This is a genomic window from Micromonospora sp. RTP1Z1 (assembly GCF_033804685.1).
Taxonomy (GTDB): domain Bacteria; phylum Actinomycetota; class Actinomycetes; order Mycobacteriales; family Micromonosporaceae; genus Micromonospora.
Window position 1 is genome coordinate 44,434 of sequence record NZ_JAPFQV010000006.1, and the last position, 14,980, is coordinate 59,413.

Consider the following 14,980-nt stretch of genomic DNA (forward strand, 5'->3'; position numbering starts at 1 on the left):
CCCCGACCTACTCCAGCGACCGCAGGTACGCGATGAGGTCGGGCAGTTGCGCGGCATCGACCGGCTGTGGGGGCATGGCGTTGCCCGGCTTGACCGTCTGGGCGTTGGCGATCCATCCGCCGAGGTGACCGGCGTCGTTGGGCACCGCGCCGGCGCCGAGGCTCCATCGGGAGCCCACGTTCGACAGGTCCGGCCCGACCCGGCCCTCGGCGCCGGTGCCCCGTACCGCGTGGCAGGCGGCGCAGGTGCCCTGCACGAAGGCCTGCCGGCCCCGCCGCTCGGCGTCGGTCCGCGGCTCCCGGGCCGGGGCGTCGAGCCGGGCCAGCCAGGCGTCGAAGTCGGTGCGGGGCTGCGCCACCACCAGGAAGGCCATGTGGGCGTGCTGGGTGCCGCAGTACTCGGCGCACTGGCCCCGGTAGCTGCCGGCCCGCTCCGCCCGCAACCACGTCTCCCGGGTCTCGCCGGCGATCAGGTCCGTCTTGGGCATGAGCTGCGGCACCCAGAAGCTGTGCAGCACGTCGTCGGTGCGCAGACGGACCCGCACCTGCTCCCCGACCGGGATGTGGATCTCATTGGCGGTGGCCCCCGAGGCGCCCTGGTAACGCACCTCCCACCACCACTTGTGGCCGGTCACCTCGACGGTGGGGGCGTCTGGGCCGGGGCCGTCGCCCAACGCGGCGAGGTCGCGCAGACCCACGCCGTAGACGGCGACGAGGATCACGAAGGGCAGTCCGGCGCCGGCGATCGTGACGAAGCGCAGCGGCTGACCGTGGCGGACGCGGGCGTTACCCCGCCGGAACACCAGCGCCCAGACCAGCAGTGCCATGACCTCGGCGAAGACGGCCACGGAGATCCAGAAGAGCAGCCACCAGAGGCCGGCGACGCGGGTTGCCCCGGCCCCGCCGGGATTCAGGGCGGAGGGTGAGTCGCCGGCGCACCCGGTGAGCAGGAGCAGGCCGCACAGCGTGGTCAGCACCGGAAGACGGCGCGGTAGCCCGCGCCGCCGGGCGTGCCGGGCGGCGCTCACGGTCACGTCCGCTTTCTTCTCCACCGGGAGCGACATTAGACGCTTCCAGCTGGTTCAGCCGCTTTTGCGCGATATGGGCAGATCCGAGCGTTTGAGGAGCTTATGGTAAACGCGCAGCGAACCCATCCGGCAAGCGCCCGGGCGCGGACAGGGAGATCATGCGAGCCTCCACGGTGGACCTCGTCGCGGACACCGCCAGAGCGGCCGCCGCCCGTCGGACGATGGCCTGGACCGCCGGAGGGCTCGCCACGGCGGCGACGGTGGCCGGCGGCTGGCTCGCCCCGCCCGACGCGGTGCAGGGCCCGGCGCAGCGACTGATGTACCTGCACGTCCCCGCCGCCTGGGTCGCCTACGCCGCGTTCGCCGTCGTGCTCGCGGCCAGCGGCGCCTACCTCGTCGGCGGGGATCTGCGCTGGGACCGGTTCGCCCGGGCCGGCGCCGAGATCGGGGTGGTGCTGACCGCCGTCGCCATCGCCACCGGCTCCCTCTGGGGGCAGTTGGTCTGGGGCACCTGGTGGGCGTGGGACCCCCGGCTGGTCAGCACCGCGCTGCTGCTGCTCGCGTACGCCGGCTATCTGGCCCTGCGCCGCGCGGTGAGCGACCGGACCGACGCGCGCGACGGGGACGACCACCGGGTGGCGCGCCCGGCGGCACTGGTCGGCATGGCGGGCTTCCTGCTCGTTCCGGTGGTGCACTTCTCCGTCGTCTGGTGGCGGTCGCTGCACCAGCAGGCGACCGTGTTCGCCCCGCAGCGTCCGCCGATCGATGCCCGGATGGGCCTCGCCCTGCTGCTCGCCGTGGCCGCCGCGACGCTCGCCGCGCTCTGCGTCCTGCTCCACCGGGTCGTCCGGCTGGAGCGCCGGCTCGCCACCGACCCCCGCACGCGCGACCGCGTCCCGGCCCGGGTCGGATGAACCGCCGCCGCACCGGCCGGACCGCCGTCGTCGTCGTGCTCCTCACCACCGGCGCCCTCCTGGTGACCAGCGCGCTGCGCGGCACCCTCACCTACTACCGCACCCCCGGCGAGGTGCTGCGCGACCCGGACTCGGCCCGGGAGCGGGTACGGCTCGGCGGGGACGTGGTGCCTGGGTCGCTGCGCCGCGACGGCGACCTGGTGGTGTTCCGCCTCGCCGAGGGGGGCCAGACGATCACCGTCGAGCAGCGCGGCGCACCACCGGGGACGTTCCGCGAGGGCGAGGGGGCGGTGGTCGAGGGCACCCTGTCGGCGGACGGGACGTTCCGCTCCGACCACGTCGTGGTCCGGCACGGCAACGAGTACCGCCCGTCCACCTCCCCGGTGGAGCCGGTCGATGCTCGGTGAGCTCGGCACGTCGGGCCTCACCGCCGGGCTGCTCTGCGCCACGCTGACCGCCCTGCTCTGGCTGCGGGCGGCCCTGTTCGGCACGCCCACCCGACCGGCCCGGCTCGCGACCGCCGCGACCCTGGCCACCGCCGCCGTCGCCTGCGGCGTGCTGGAGGCGGCCCTGCTCCGGCACGACTTCAGCGTCCGGTACGTCGCGGAGAACGGCGGACGCCGGGTGCCCCTGTACTACACGGTGACGAGCCTCTGGTCCGCCCTGGACGGGTCGTTGCTGCTCTGGCTGTTGATCCTCGGCGGGTACGCGGTCCTGCTCGCCGGCCGGCGGTACCCGGCCCGGCTGCACGCGTACGCGATGGTGGTCGTCAGCGCCGTGACCGTGTTCTTCTTCGCGCTGTCCTGCTTCGCCGCGAACCCGTTCCGCGCGGTGGATCCGGTACCCGCCGACGGTCCCGGACCCAACCCGCTGCTGCAGCAGCACCCGGCGATGGGGGTGCACCCGCCCCTGCTCTACGCCGGCTACATCGGCCTCATCGTGCCGTTCGCCTTCGCGCTCGCCGCGCCGCTGGCCGGGCGGGACGGACGCGGCTGGCTGCGGGTGGCCCGGCCCTGGACGCTGGTCGCCTGGACGGCGCTGACCGCCGGCATCGGACTCGGCGCCTGGTGGTCGTACGCGGTGCTGGGCTGGGGCGGCTACTGGGCGTGGGACCCGGTGGAGAACGCCTCCCTGCTGCCCTGGCTGACCGCCACCGCGTTCCTGCACACCGGCCTCGGTCCGGGCGCCCGCCGCGCCGGGTGGAACCTGGTGCTGGCCTGCGCGAGCTTCGTGCTGGTGCTGCTCGGCACCTTCCTCACCCGGTCCGGTGCGGTGGCCAGCGTGCACGCCTTCACCGATTCGCCGCTGGGCCCGATGCTGCTCGGCTTCGTGCTGCTGGCGGTCGTCGCGTCGACGATCCTGACCGGGTGGCGGCCCCCCGAGCGGGCCAGCCGCGCCGCGTCGCCGGCGCTGTCCCGGAACACCGCCGTCCTCGTCAACGGCGTGCTCCTGGTGACGATCGCGGCGGTGGTGCTGATCGGCACGATCTTCCCGCTGCTGTCCGGCCCGCTCGGCGGCGTCCGCACCTCGGTCGGCCCGGACTACTACCACCGCACGGCGGTGCCACTGGCCATCGTGGTGCTGCTGGCGATGGGGGTGACGCCGGCACTGCGGGTCCGAGACCGGACCCGGGCGCTGCGGCGTCTCGCCGTACCGGGTGCCGTGGCGCTGGCCACGGTCGCCGTGGTGGGATTGCTCAGCCGGCCGGGCCTGCCCACGCTCACCGCCTTCGGCACCGCCGCGTTCGTGCTCACCGGCCTGCCCGGGGAACTGCCGGAGCGGCTCCGCCGGTCCGGCCGGGGCCGGCTCGCCGGTCTGGTCGCGCACACCGGGATCGCGCTGGTCGCGGTGGGGGTCGCCGGGTCCTCGGCGTACGGCCGGGACGCCGAGCGGACCGTCCGGACCGGCGAGGTGCTGCGGGTGGGTGACGTGAGCGTCCGCCTGGTCGGCGTGGACCGGACGGGCGACACCGGTGGCATGGCGGTGCACGCACGGCTCCGGCTCTCCGAATCCGGCGGCACGGAACGGACGGTCACCCCGGCCCTGCGCTACCACCCGGCCCGGGACACCGCCGTCACGGTGCCGGTGATCGACACCGGGCTGCTCCGCGACACCTACGTCACCCTCATCGCGGTCTCCCCCGACGACGGCAGCGCCACCCTGCGGCTCGCGGTCAACCCGCTGGTCGGCCTGCTCTGGGCCGGCGGCGCGCTGACCGCCGCGGGGGGACTCGGGTCGGCGATCGGCGCGGCCCGCCCGCGACGGCGGACCGGGACGGCCGGCGAGGAAGCCCGGCCTACATCCGTCCCCGTCCGCGCCGGAGCCGCCGGATGATCCGCCCCGCCGGTCGGCGGCCACGCCGGGTACCTGTCTGGCCGGCGCTGGTCCTGGCGGTCACCGTCGCCGTCGGCGTGGTCGTGGCCCTCGGCCTGCGGTCCGGGCCGACGCCGCCGGGCAGCGACGCCGGCACCACAGGGCCGCCCGTCCCGGCCCCGGCACTCTCCGGCCCCACCCTGGACGGTGGCCGGTTCGACCTGGCCGACGCCCACGGCCACGTGCTGCTGGTCAACGTCTTCGCCTCCTGGTGCGGGCCGTGCCGGGACGAACTGCCGCTGCTGGTCGACGCCGGGCGGCGCTGGTCCCCGCAGGGGCTGCGGCTGGTCGGGCTGAACGTCCGGGACGGCAGCGAAGCCGTCCGCGCACTGCTGGACGAGACGGGCGCGGCCGGGCTGACCGTGCTGCCGGACCCGGACGGCACCCGGGCGGTCGACTGGGGCGTCCGCGGCGTGCCGGAGACCTTCGTGGTGGACCGGGACGGCCGGATCGTCGACCGGCAGCGGGGTGTGATCACCCGGCAGTGGCTGGAGCAGCGGGTGGCGCCGCTACTGGCCGGATGAGGTGGCGCCCGGTCGCGGTGACGCTCGTCCTCGTGGCCCTGCTCGCCGCGGCCGGCGCCGGTCTGACCCGGTCGGCCGCCGGCGCGGGCCAGGACGACCCGGTCCGCTCGGTCGCCGCCGACCTGCGCTGCCCGGCGTGCCAGGGCGAGTCGGTGGCGGACTCCCGATCACCGATCGCGGCGGCGATGCGGCAGGCGGTGGCGGACCAGGCGGCCCAGGGGCGCAGCCGCGACGAGATCCGGCGCTGGTTCGTCCAACGCTACGGCCCGGACGTGCTGGCCGACCCGCCGGCCCGCGGCGTGGAGCTGCTGCTCTGGGCCGTACCCGCGCTCACCCTGCTGGCCGCCGGCTACGCGGCCCGGCGCACCCTGCGCGCCCGGCCACGGCGAAGCGGTGAGCTTCCGACAGCGCCACCGGCCGCCGGGCCGGCACCTGGCGGCGCGGCCCGGTGGGCCTGGCGGTGGTCCGCGCTCGGGCTGATCGCCGTCGTGGTGTCGGTGGCAGTCGCCGCCCGCGGCCTCGACCGGCCAAGGTCCGACCCGACGCCGGCGGATCCGGTCGCGGTGGCGGTCGGGCTGGCGCGCGATCTGGAGGCGCAGGACCGGTACGACGCCGCCGCGCAGATGTACCGGGAGGCGCTGCGCGACCGCCCCGACGACACGATCCGGCTGCGACTCGCCTTCGCCCTCCTCAGGGCGGGGGACGCGGCCGGCGCGGCGCAGGCGGCGACGGAAACCCTGGCCCACGCGCCGGAACTCCCGGACGGCCTGCTCGTGCTGGGCCTCGCCCAGCGGCGCACGCGCCCCACCGAGGCGCCGCGCACCCTGCGGCGCTTCCTGACCGTCGCGCCGGAGCACCCGGCCGCCCCGGAGATCAGACGGTTGCTGGCCACCCGCCCCTGACCGCACTGCGGACGCGGGCGGCGCGTCGGCAGGGCGCACGCCGGGACATCCCGGCCGCGTCCGGGACCGAACATGTCGGTCGCTCCGGGAAGCCGGCGTCCCCGGGCGTCACGCCCGGCGTCGTGACCGTGCCACCAGGTAGCCGATGACCAGGCCCGCCGCCACGGTTACCAGGGTCCGCCCGGAGACCGCCGAGCGGAGCTGGCTCAGCCCCTTGCGCGGATCGACGACCGTGCCGGCCACGTTGCCCGCCGCGCCGACGAGCATGTCACCCAGTCGACCACTGTTCATCGCCGTACCGCCCTCCGTGCCCCCTGCGCCGTTGTCGGCCGTACCCATCGCACCTGGCCCAAACGGCGGGGCAACTGTTCCCGGTTTACAGCAAAGGCCTCGTCATCCGCGAATCACGCGTCCTATGCAAAACGACCGCGACGGGTGGGAGTTACCCGGCGGCAGGCTCGATCCTGGCGAGGAGACGGTCACCGACCTGGCGAGTTCCGGGTGCTGGCGATGACCCGGGCGGCCGGCAACCCGGTCGAGACGCTGGGCCGCCGGGCCCGGTACGCGACCTGGCGCGGGGAAACGTGTCTGATCCAACCTCGTCACCTGCCCGGTTCCCGACCAGGGCAGCGTGATTAACGCGCCGCGCCGCGGGGATGCACGCCTGTCGCCGGTGCAGCCGCCTTCGAGGCTTCGCCCAGGGCGCCACGCTGGCGCTTCCTCGATTCGCGCAGGGAACAGGAGATGCTGATGCCATTCATCACCGTCGGCGCGGAGAACCGCGCGGCCGTCGACCTGTACTACGAGGACCACGGCGACGGCCAGCCGGTGGTGCTCATCCATGGTTTCCCGCTCAGCGGCGCCGCCTGGGAGAAGCAGGTGCCCGCCCTGATGTCGGCGGGGTACCGGACGATCACCTACGACCGGCGCGGGTTCGGGAGCTCGAGCCATCCGGCCACCGGGTACGACTACGACACGTTCGCCGCCGACCTCGAGGCGATCATGAATGAACTCGACCTGCGGGACGCCATCCTGGTCGGCCACTCGATGGGCACCGGTGAGGTGGCGCGATACCTGGGCACCAGAGGGTCCGGTCGGGTGAGCAAGGCGGTAATGATCAGCACGATCCCGCCGTTCCTGCTGAAGACCTCCGACAACCCGGAGGGCGTGGACCAGAGCGTCTTCGACGGCTTCATGAACGCGATCATGGTGGACCGGTTCGCTTTCTTCACCAGCTTCCTGAACAACTTCTTCAACTATGAGCAGACGAAGGGCAAGCTGGTCAGCGAGGAGGCGTACCGGGCCAACTGGAACATCGCGGCCTCCGCCTCCGCGATCGGCACGCTAGCCTGCATCAAGACCTGGCTGGAGGATTTCCGCGGCGATGTGTCGCGGATCGACGTACCGGTGCTGATCATCCACGGCGACGCCGACAACGTCGTGCCGTACCCGCCGACCGCCCCGCGCCTGCAGTCGATGCTGTCGGACAGCAAGCTGGTGACGTTGCCGGGCGCGCCGCACTCGATCCCGTGGACGCACGCCGACGACGTCAACCGCGCGATGATGGAATTCATCGGTGCGCCCGCTCCGGCCATGGCGGGGCGCCGGTAGTCCGCCGCGAGCCGCGGGCACAGCGCTCCCCGCGATCAGCCCCTGCGCGTCGGGCCGATCGCGGAGGCCCGACCAGACGCGATGGCGAGCGGCTGCCCACCTACGTCATCGAAGGTCCCCGGAACTCCGGGGTCATCGGTATCAACGGGGCCGCGACTCGGCTGATCAGCCCCGGGGATCTCGTCATCCTCATCGCCTACGCGCTCGTTAAGGAGTCGGGCGCGCACGAATTCAAGCCCAGCGTCGTGTTCGTGGACGCCGAGAACAAGGTGGTCAGCCAGGGGCATGGCGCCGCGGAGGTGCCGGACGGCCACGGCCTGGTCTCCGGCGCGGTGCTGCGGGGCGCCGGCGATCGCTCGGGTGACTAGATCCTAGTGCGCTGCCACGACCACCGCGTCCGGCTCGAGGTCGGCGAGCCGGGCGGGCCGGACGACCACGAGCAGAACCGCCATCGCCGCCACCATGCCACCCGCAACGACGAGGGACATGGCCACCGCGCCGGTGCCCAGCACGCCCACCAGGGGCGCGGCCAGCGCGCCGACGCCGAACTGCACGGCGCCGAGCAGAGCGGAGGCCGTACCGGCCGCTTCCCCGTGCCGGGACAGGGCCAGGGCCGGCGCGTTCGGCATCGCGAGGCCCGCCGCCGCGAGCACCACCCACAACGCCACCAGCAGGCTCGGCAGCCCGCCGAGCCCGGTCGCGGCGAAGGCGAGCAGCGCCAAACCGGCCGCGGTCCCCACCCCCAGGGCCGCGACGAGGATCCGCTGCGGCGAGTAACGGCGCAGCAGCCGTACGTTGAACTGGGTAGCCGCGATCAGCCCGACCGCGCCCGCGCCGAAGGCCAGCCCGAACTGCTGCTCGTCCAGCCCGTACTGCTGCTGCAGGACGAACGACGACCCGGCCACGTAGGCGAACAACGCCGCCATGGCCAGCCCGGCAACCAGAACCAGGCCCACGAACGTACGGTCCCGCAGCAGCGAGCCGTACACGATCACCGTCGCGACCACCCCGCCGCGCTGGCGCCGATCGACCGGCAGCGTCTCGCGGAGGCCGAGCGCGGCGACCACGACGAGCAGCACACCGAAGGCGGCCAGGGCCACGAACACGCCGCGCCAGTCCGTCCAACGCAGCAGTCCGCCACCGAGGGTCGGAGCGAGGATCGGCGCCGCCCCCATGACCAGCAGCAGCCGGGAGAGCAGCGTGGCGAAGGCCGCGCCGCTGAACAGGTCGCGGACCACGGCCATCGCGACCACCGAGGCTGCCGCGACGCCGAGGCCCTGCACCACCCGCAATCCACCGAGAACGGCGATGTTCGGTGCGACGACGCAGAGCACCGACGCCACGACGTGCAGCACGATGCCGGCGATCAGCGGCGCGCGCCGGCCGACAGCGTCGGACAGCGGGCCGATCAGCAACTGGCCGAGGGCGAGGCCCGCCAGCGTGCCGGTGAGGGTCAGTTGGACCGCCGCCGACGTGGTCTGAAAATCGGCGACGATCGCGGGAAGCGCGGGCAGGTACATGTCGATGGTCAGCGGACCCACCGCGATGAGCGACCCGAGCACGAGGACGAGCCGCAGGCGTTGCCGGGGGCTCATCAGGTCACCCGGCGTCAGCGGGGCTGCCGGGCCCTCGGGGGCGTCGACGGTGGCGGTCATCGGATCGCCGCCGACCGGTCGTCGTTGCGCAGCCGGGCGGAGAACAGGGCAGGAGTCACATTCGGCTCCAAGCCCGGATCCGGTGGGCTGATTCCCCGTCGGCCGGGAGGTATCGGAGGTCACACCGCGGTGGTGCGCCGCCCGGAAGCCCTGCAGGCCCGACCCGGTCTGCAGATCGCCGTCGTACCGGACCTGAACAGCGCCGAACTGGTCGATGATGCGGTGAGTGGCCGCGATGTGGTGATCAGTGCGCTGGGCACCAACGCCAAGGGACCGGTGAGCGTCTGCGCCGACGGCATCCGCTCGATTCTCGGTCCGACGACGCGGACCGGGGTGCGACGACTGATCGTGGTGAGCGCTCATGGCGCCGCCGAGATGCACGACCGTTCGCTCTACTCGCGGATGTTGTGGGCGATGCTGGCCGACAAGATGCGCGACAAAGACGAAATGGAAAGGCTCATCCGAGCCTCCACCGTCGACTGGACGATTGTGCGCCCGAACCAGTCCCCACGGATCGCCGCATGACTGCGGTGAAGTGAATCTGACCGGCAAGGTCAGCCTGATCACCGGAGCCGCTGGCGGGATGGGCCATGTGATCACGACCCAACTTGCTGGGCTGGGCAGCACCATGGTGATTGTGGTCTGAAACCGCAACAGTGGCGAACTGGTGAGGCGGCGGGTCGCCGCACAAGTCGGCGACGACCGCGTCGAGGTGCTGACCGCCGACCTCGCCTCCCAGCCTCACCTGCACCATCCGGGGGTGGCGGAGACGCCGGCGTGGCCTTGTTAGCGGGGTTAGCGGACCACCAGCGTCGCCGTGGCCTGGTGGACCACGGAGCCGCTGGTGCCGGTGATGAGCATCGTGAACGTGCCGCGGGGAGTCCGGCTGGTGGTGCTCACCCGCAGGGTGGAGGCGCCGGAGGCGCTGACGGGGTTCGGCGTGAAGCTGGCTGACGAGCCACGGCAGGCCGGCTGTCGACAATGCCACCGCGCCCGTTAACCCGCCGACCGCCGAGGTCGACACCGTGTAGGTGGCGGTCCCGCCCCGCAGCACCGTCGCCGACGACGGCGAGATGGTCACCGAGAAGTCCGGTGCTGGCGTGACCACCAGCGTGATCCCGGTCGAGTGGCTGGTCGAGCCGCTCGTACCCGTCACCGTCAAGGCGTACGTCCCTGGCGGCGCCGACCCGGACGTCGCGATGCTCAGGCTCGCGCTGCCCGATCCGACGACGACCGACGGCGAGAACGATGCCGTCCCGACCGAATCCGGCAGGCCGCCCAGGCTCATCGCGACGGTACCGGTGAAGCCGTTCAGGCCGGTGACGCCGATCGTGTAGCCGGCGCTGGACCCCGCGACGACGCTGGCGGAGGTCGGCGTCGCGGCGAGGCCGAAGTCGGGCGGAGCGGTCACCACGAGCAGCACCACAGCGGTCCGGCTCAGCCCTCCGCTCGTCGCGGTGAGCTGGTAGCACCGCTCCGGCGCGACGAGTCCGACTGGGGCCGTGGTGATGAGACGCGCAAGTTCGCTGACGTTCGCCCGTACAGCCGGCAGATCCTCAAGCCGACCCGGCCACGACTCGTCGTGCGACGCGGTTCCGATCAGCAGCGCGATCGAGCGGTGCGGGTCGGGCCGGCTCACGAACCTTTCTCCTCGGCCGTTGGATCACCCTGCCACACCGCCCCACCGGGCAATCTCAAGGCGCGAGGTTAGTAGGTCTTCAGCGGCTGGCCCGCCCTGCATGGGCCGTGGCAGACATGCCGCCGGCCTTAGCGCGCGGCGCCGCCCGGTCGATCTGGGCCGGACCCGGAGCGCCGGTGACCGAGGCGTGGAGCCCTTATCACCGGGGAGTTGCCAGACGCCGGGCGGAAATCCCGCGCCGCGCCAGCCACCATGTCGTCGGGATCGCGGCCGAGGGCCCGCCGGATGTGCGGCGGGATGACCTCGGATGTTGCCATCGCCAGTCGGACCTGCACCGAACGGTCGTCAACCAGGCGTTCCAGATCCGCCTCGTCCAGCTCGACCGCGCGGACCAGCGCGGCACGGACGTCGACCGCGGGGTCCTGGGCAAGCGCCCTGCGCTGCTCGGCGGTGGTCCGCGGGTTGCGGGCGACCCCCTTGCGTACCCGTACGGTGCGATCGGCCATCAGGGCGGTGATCACGCCGGGGTCGTGGGTGTGGGTGGCGAGTCGTTCCCGTACCTCGGGTGAGACGTCGTCGATCAGCCTGGCGGCCAGATCGGGCTCCAACTCCCGCACCTCCGCGAGGAGACCACGAAGCTCCTTGTCGGGTGCCTCTGACATCACCCGGCGAACCGACTCGTCGCTAGCCGGGTTTCCGGCGACCGCCCAGCGGACCCACCGGTCGGCGTCCTTGACGAGACGCAAGAGATTGGCGACCGAGGTCGAAGGGTTTCTCGCCACAGCCTCCCGGACCTGACGATCATGGTCCCGGGTCAGCGGTCGCAGTGCCTGGGCGGGTGCGTCGGTCCGGGCCGCGACCGCCTTACGGACCACGGCCGAAGGGTCGGACGCCAAGTCGAAGAGGGTCATCTGTGGCGTTGCGGGGTCCTGCGCGAGGGCGAGCCGCGCGTCGGCGCTGCCACCGGTCGCACGGTGGGCGGTGGTACCTGACCCGCTGTGACGGTCGGGCCCGCCGACGTCCTGCTGCTTCCCCATGGGCGCAATCATGTCACGGGCTGACTGGGGGTAGCGCGAGCCTGACCAGCGCGTTGACGATGGTCGAAGCGTTACCTCGCGGATGCGCCCTTCGGTACGTCAACAGTGACCTAGAACTCCTAACGAAATAATGTTGGGCGTAACCGGTGGACGTGAGGATCGTTCCGTCTGAACGTGAGGAGGGGTGATCGAGCCGTTGCTGCCACCCCGTCGGCACCGGTTCCCCGGCCTCTGGATGATCGCAAGGTGTTCTGTGGGATCTTGTTGACGCGGGCGGCATCCCCCTCGCCGTCACGCTGACCGGCGGCAACCGCCACGACGCCACCCAACTGCTGCCCCTGGTCGTCAAGATCCCACCCATCAAGGGCATCCGAGGACGACCACGACAGCGGGCGGCACACCCCGCCAACCTGCCCCGGCGCCTGCTTGCCCGCACCTTCCTCGTGGTACTGATCTCCCAGGTCGGCTGGTGGGGCGCGACCGTGATCGGATTCCTCAACAGCCGACCATGACCCACCCGCGGCACCGACCCACGGACGCGAACATTCACAGGCCCGGATCGGTCGGTCCCCGTGCCGCCTCCTAGCGCCTCTACTCTCGTGAGGCGGGGATCGGACGCGTCCGCTGTTCGCAGCGGCGCAGACGACGGTCAGCGACCAGCTCGCCGAACATGTAGATCTCAGCGGTGATTTCGGTGCCCTTCCTAGCGGCCGGTTTGCTGACTCTGTGCTGACTGGGCCGAACAGGCATTGGCACTGACCGCCAACCCCATAGAGATCACGCTGCTCTGTCATCGTCTGCGGCCGGACGTAGTCAGGCGCGCTGCGCGGCGGCGATCACGCCGTTGACCGCCTCGATGATCCGGTCGGCGGCACGGTCTGGATCGGGCTGACCCGCGTCGAGCCAGGCCGTGACCGCAGCAATGGCAACGGTCGGCACGAGCTGCGCGGCCCAGGCCGCCCACTGCAGGTCCGGGATGCTGCCGGCGAGGTGCTTGTGGGCGACGGTCGTCATGTCCACCCTGAACTGGTCCATCGCCTGCCGGAACTCCGGTTCCCGTGCGGCGTGGTGGAACAGCAGCCGGAAACCGGCAGGGTCCTCCGCCGCTGCGCGCAGCAGCCCCGGGATGCTCGCCTCGGTGAACTCGTCCGCTCCGACGGCAGCGATCAACCGGCCGCAGGCGCTGTCGAGGACCGCCTGGTACAGGTCGGTCTTGGAGTCGAAGTGGCGGTACAGGATTGCTCGGCTGACGCCCGCCTCGGCGGCGATGTCGTCCAGGTTGGTGGCGGCGAAGCCGGCGGCACCGAAGGCTCGTGTCGCGGCCGTGATGATCTGTTCCCGCCGTTCGGCCCGCGGCAGGCGTCGAGTCGCCTGGCTCACCTCTTCCGCCACGTCACCTCCCGCTGCCTGGTCTGCGCAGTTTACAACCAGTCATGTAAACGCTAGCGTCTACATTCTGAAGTCGACATGCGGGAGGTACCGATGGACGACCCGATCATCCTGGTCGAGGACGCGGTGAAGACCTTCCGCGGCGGCCAACGGGCGTTGGACGGACTGACCCTTCGGGTGCCCTCCGGCGTCGTCTACGGCCTGCTTGGCCCAAACGGCGCCGGAAAAACCACCCTGATCCGCGTCCTGGCCACCCTTCTCCCGCTGGAGACCGGCGCGGCCCGGGTCGCCGGGCTCGACGTACGCCGAGACCCGGCCGGCGTGCGGAACCGGATCGGCCTGGCCGGGCAGTACGCGGCGGTCGACGACTACCTGACCGGGCGCGAGAACGTCGAAATGGTCGGCCTCCTCTACGGGTTGACCCGGCGCGAGGCCCGCCGGCGGGCCGCTGACGTCCTGGAACGCATCGACCTTGCCGGCGTCGGTGACCGCCCTGTGCGCACCTACTCGGGCGGCATGCGTAGACGGCTCGACCTGGCCGCGTCCCTAGTCGGCGCTCCACCCGTGCTGTTCCTCGACGAGCCGACCGCCGGCGTCGACCCGGCCAGCCGACGCGACCTGTGGGACCTGGTCCGCGACCTCGTCGACGGCGGCACGACAGTACTGCTTACCACCCAGTACCTCGACGAGGCCGACCGGCTCGCCGACCGAATCGCCCTGATCGACCACGGCCGCATCGTCAGCGAAGGCACCACCGACCAACTCAAGGACCGCGTCGGCGACGCGGTGGTCGAACTCGACGTGGCCGACCACGACCGCCCCAACACGCTCGCCGCGCTCGGTGGCATCTACGCCGCGCTGCGGACCGACGGCCCGCGATCGCCCATCGTTGTCTCGGCGCCACACGGGGAACGGTCACTGCACGACGTGCTGCACCAGCTCGATGTTGCCGGCGTGGCACCGGTAACGATCGGCCTGCGTAAGCCAACACTCGATGAGGCCTTCCTTAGTCTCACCGGACCGTCGACCAGCACCGCGAGGGCTGCCCGGTGAATACCACCGCAGCCACCACCTCCGCGATTGCACACGCGCCGGGACTGCGTCGCGCCGCCCGCGACATCGTCGTGCTGACCAGGCGCAACCTGCTCCACACCGTACGACTGCCCGGCGTGCTGCTGGTCTCCAGCATCATGCCGGTCGTCTTCATCGTGATGTTCACCTACGTCTTCGGCGGTGCCGTGCAAACCGCGCTGCCGCCGGCGACCGGCGGGAAGTACGTCAACTGGCTCGTCCCCGGCCTGCTGGCGCAGTTCGCGCTCTTCGGCGGTGCCGGCACCGCGTCCGGGCTCGCCGACGACCTCGCCAAAGGCACCATCGACCGGTTCCGGTCCCTGCCGATGTCGCGGGTCGCCGTACTGGCCGGGCGCACCTTCTCCGACCTGGCCCGCTCGACCGGGACGCTCACGCTGATGGCCGGCGTCGGGTTCCTGATCGGCTTCCGCTGGCAGACCAGCTTCCTCGGCCTGGTCGCCGGCGTCGCGGTCGCCCTGTCCTTCGGGTACGCCTGGTCGTGGGCGATGGCGGTCCTCGGGCTACTCGTGCGCACCGCCGAAGCCGTCCAGGCCGCCGTGTACATCGTGGTGTTCCCGCTCGGGTTCACCAGCGCCGTCTTCGTACCGGCGCAGTCGATGCCGCATGGCTTCAACCCTTCGCCACCCACCAACCCGTCACCGTGACCGCGAATGCGGTACGCGGCCTCATTCTCGGCCCCGGGGCGCTGCCCGCCGGCCAAACCGTCGGCGCGCACGTCGGCCTGGCACTGCTCTGGGCCGCAGCCATCACCGCGGTCTGTGTGCCGCTGGCCGTCCGCACCTATCGCCGCACCGTCATCTGACCATCGGAGGCCACC

17 protein-coding genes and 1 pseudogene are annotated in these 14,980 nt (G+C 72.4%); 13 read left to right on the forward strand and 5 right to left on the reverse strand.

Annotation, left to right across the window (positions count from 1 at the left end; translation table 11 throughout):
* Window positions 1-7: 7 nt before the first annotated feature.
* Window positions 8-1,051 (reverse strand): cytochrome c oxidase subunit II, encoded by a 1,044-nt coding sequence (coxB, locus tag SLP03_RS04980; RefSeq protein WP_319459320.1) that lies wholly within the window; start codon window positions 1,049-1,051, stop codon window positions 8-10.
* Between the two features lie 134 nt (window positions 1,052-1,185).
* On the opposite strand from coxB, the gene ccsA reads away from it, so the two are divergent.
* The 5 genes from ccsA to SLP03_RS05005 are packed head-to-tail and all read left to right on the forward strand — an operon-like array spanning window position 1,186 to window position 5,740.
* A complete protein-coding gene (gene ccsA, locus SLP03_RS04985) occupies window positions 1,186-1,941 on the forward strand; it encodes a cytochrome c biogenesis protein CcsA (protein ID WP_319459321.1) in 756 nt (251 codons plus the stop codon).
* The gene (locus tag SLP03_RS04990; RefSeq protein ID WP_319459322.1) at window positions 1,938-2,348 is read left to right on the forward strand and encodes a cytochrome c maturation protein CcmE; all 411 of its coding nucleotides are present in this window, start codon (window positions 1,938-1,940) and stop codon (window positions 2,346-2,348) included. Before ccsA ends, SLP03_RS04990 begins: the two co-directional genes overlap by 4 nt.
* Entirely contained in the window at window positions 2,338-4,275 is a 1,938-nt protein-coding gene (locus SLP03_RS04995; protein ID WP_319459323.1) for a heme lyase CcmF/NrfE family subunit, read from the forward strand. The genes SLP03_RS04990 and SLP03_RS04995 overlap by 11 nt, the downstream gene beginning before the upstream one ends.
* On the forward strand, window positions 4,272-4,838 hold the full coding sequence (locus SLP03_RS05000) for a TlpA family protein disulfide reductase (RefSeq protein ID WP_319459324.1): 567 nt from the start codon (window positions 4,272-4,274) through the stop codon (window positions 4,836-4,838). The genes SLP03_RS04995 and SLP03_RS05000 overlap by 4 nt, the downstream gene beginning before the upstream one ends.
* 17 nt (window positions 4,839-4,855) lie before the next feature.
* Window positions 4,856-5,740 carry a cytochrome c-type biogenesis protein CcmH gene (locus SLP03_RS05005; RefSeq protein ID WP_319459325.1) on the forward strand — a complete coding sequence of 295 codons (885 nt, stop codon included), beginning with the start codon at window positions 4,856-4,858 and terminating at the stop codon, window positions 5,738-5,740.
* Window positions 5,741-5,848: 108 nt separating this feature from the next.
* Here SLP03_RS05005 and SLP03_RS05010 read toward each other — a convergent pair whose 3' ends face one another.
* Window positions 5,849-6,031, reverse strand: a complete 183-nt coding sequence (locus tag SLP03_RS05010) for a hypothetical protein (protein WP_319459326.1) — start codon at window positions 6,029-6,031, stop codon at window positions 5,849-5,851.
* 459 nt (window positions 6,032-6,490) lie between these two features.
* On the opposite strand from SLP03_RS05010, the gene SLP03_RS05015 reads away from it, so the two are divergent.
* Together SLP03_RS05015 and SLP03_RS05020 are read left to right on the forward strand one after the other, a co-directional pair.
* The gene (locus SLP03_RS05015) at window positions 6,491-7,351 is read left to right on the forward strand and encodes an alpha/beta hydrolase (protein ID WP_319459327.1); all 861 of its coding nucleotides are present in this window, start codon (window positions 6,491-6,493) and stop codon (window positions 7,349-7,351) included.
* Window positions 7,270-7,719 (forward strand): aspartate 1-decarboxylase, encoded by a 450-nt coding sequence (locus SLP03_RS05020; RefSeq protein ID WP_319459328.1) that lies wholly within the window; start codon window positions 7,270-7,272, stop codon window positions 7,717-7,719. Before SLP03_RS05015 ends, SLP03_RS05020 begins: the two co-directional genes overlap by 82 nt.
* Window positions 7,720-7,722: 3 nt before the next feature.
* Here SLP03_RS05020 and SLP03_RS05025 read toward each other — a convergent pair whose 3' ends face one another.
* A complete protein-coding gene (locus SLP03_RS05025; RefSeq protein WP_319459401.1) occupies window positions 7,723-8,946 on the reverse strand; it encodes a multidrug effflux MFS transporter in 1,224 nt (407 codons plus the stop codon).
* A gap of 189 nt (window positions 8,947-9,135) precedes the next feature.
* Here SLP03_RS05025 and SLP03_RS05030 point away from each other — a divergent pair, with 189 nt between their 5' ends.
* Both SLP03_RS05030 and SLP03_RS05035 read left to right on the forward strand, forming a co-directional pair.
* On the forward strand, window positions 9,136-9,531 hold the full coding sequence (locus tag SLP03_RS05030) for an NAD(P)-dependent oxidoreductase (protein ID WP_319459329.1): 396 nt from the start codon (window positions 9,136-9,138) through the stop codon (window positions 9,529-9,531).
* A 548-nt stretch (window positions 9,532-10,079) separates the two neighbouring features.
* Complete coding sequence (locus SLP03_RS05035; RefSeq protein ID WP_319459330.1) at window positions 10,080-10,343, forward strand: hypothetical protein; 264 nt, start codon at window positions 10,080-10,082, stop codon at window positions 10,341-10,343.
* Between the two features lie 430 nt (window positions 10,344-10,773).
* Here the strand turns inward: SLP03_RS05035 and SLP03_RS05040 are convergent, their stop codons facing one another.
* Window positions 10,774-11,307: a hypothetical protein gene (locus SLP03_RS05040; protein ID WP_319459331.1), complete on the reverse strand. Its 534-nt coding sequence runs from the start codon at window positions 11,305-11,307 to the stop codon at window positions 10,774-10,776.
* 635 nt (window positions 11,308-11,942) lie between these two features.
* On the opposite strand from SLP03_RS05040, the pseudogene SLP03_RS05045 reads away from it, so the two are divergent.
* Window positions 11,943-12,074 (forward strand): annotated as a pseudogene (locus tag SLP03_RS05045) (IS5/IS1182 family transposase); the annotation flags it as partial.
* Window positions 12,075-12,495: 421 nt separating this feature from the next.
* Here SLP03_RS05045 and SLP03_RS05050 read toward each other — a convergent pair.
* Window positions 12,496-13,074, reverse strand: a complete 579-nt coding sequence (locus SLP03_RS05050; RefSeq protein ID WP_319459332.1) for a TetR/AcrR family transcriptional regulator — start codon at window positions 13,072-13,074, stop codon at window positions 12,496-12,498.
* Between the two features lie 90 nt (window positions 13,075-13,164).
* Here SLP03_RS05050 and SLP03_RS05055 point away from each other — a divergent pair, with 90 nt between their 5' ends.
* The 3 genes from SLP03_RS05055 to SLP03_RS05065 are packed head-to-tail and all read left to right on the forward strand — an operon-like array spanning window position 13,165 to window position 14,965.
* Window positions 13,165-14,124, forward strand: coding sequence for an ATP-binding cassette domain-containing protein (locus tag SLP03_RS05055; RefSeq protein WP_319459333.1), 960 nt, complete (start codon window positions 13,165-13,167; stop codon window positions 14,122-14,124).
* Window positions 14,121-14,807 (forward strand): ABC transporter permease, encoded by a 687-nt coding sequence (locus SLP03_RS05060; RefSeq protein WP_319459334.1) that lies wholly within the window; start codon window positions 14,121-14,123, stop codon window positions 14,805-14,807. The genes SLP03_RS05055 and SLP03_RS05060 overlap by 4 nt, the downstream gene beginning before the upstream one ends.
* The gene (locus tag SLP03_RS05065) at window positions 14,804-14,965 is read left to right on the forward strand and encodes a hypothetical protein (RefSeq protein ID WP_319459335.1); all 162 of its coding nucleotides are present in this window, start codon (window positions 14,804-14,806) and stop codon (window positions 14,963-14,965) included. Before SLP03_RS05060 ends, SLP03_RS05065 begins: the two co-directional genes overlap by 4 nt.
* The last annotated feature ends 15 nt before the right edge of the window (window positions 14,966-14,980 follow it).

Excerpts from the sequence above, each read along its gene's own strand:
- SLP03_RS05055 (WP_319459333.1), top strand. The coding sequence starts at position 13,165 with ATGGACGACCCGATCATCCTGGTCGAGGACGCGGTGAAGACCTTCCGC.
- SLP03_RS05015 (WP_319459327.1), top strand. The coding sequence starts at position 6,491 with ATGCCATTCATCACCGTCGGCGCGGAGAACCGCGCGGCCGTCGACCTG.
- ccsA (WP_319459321.1), top strand. The coding sequence starts at position 1,186 with ATGCGAGCCTCCACGGTGGACCTCGTCGCGGACACCGCCAGAGCGGCC.
- SLP03_RS04995 (WP_319459323.1), top strand. The coding sequence starts at position 2,338 with ATGCTCGGTGAGCTCGGCACGTCGGGCCTCACCGCCGGGCTGCTCTGC.
- SLP03_RS04990 (WP_319459322.1), top strand. The coding sequence starts at position 1,938 with ATGAACCGCCGCCGCACCGGCCGGACCGCCGTCGTCGTCGTGCTCCTC.
- SLP03_RS05040 (WP_319459331.1), bottom strand. The coding sequence starts at position 11,307 with ATGTCAGAGGCACCCGACAAGGAGCTTCGTGGTCTCCTCGCGGAGGTG.
- SLP03_RS05000 (WP_319459324.1), top strand. The coding sequence starts at position 4,272 with ATGATCCGCCCCGCCGGTCGGCGGCCACGCCGGGTACCTGTCTGGCCG.
- SLP03_RS05010 (WP_319459326.1), bottom strand. The coding sequence starts at position 6,031 with ATGAACAGTGGTCGACTGGGTGACATGCTCGTCGGCGCGGCGGGCAAC.
- SLP03_RS05025 (WP_319459401.1), bottom strand. The coding sequence starts at position 8,946 with ATGAGCCCCCGGCAACGCCTGCGGCTCGTCCTCGTGCTCGGGTCGCTC.
- SLP03_RS05035 (WP_319459330.1), top strand. The coding sequence starts at position 10,080 with ATGGTCACCGAGAAGTCCGGTGCTGGCGTGACCACCAGCGTGATCCCG.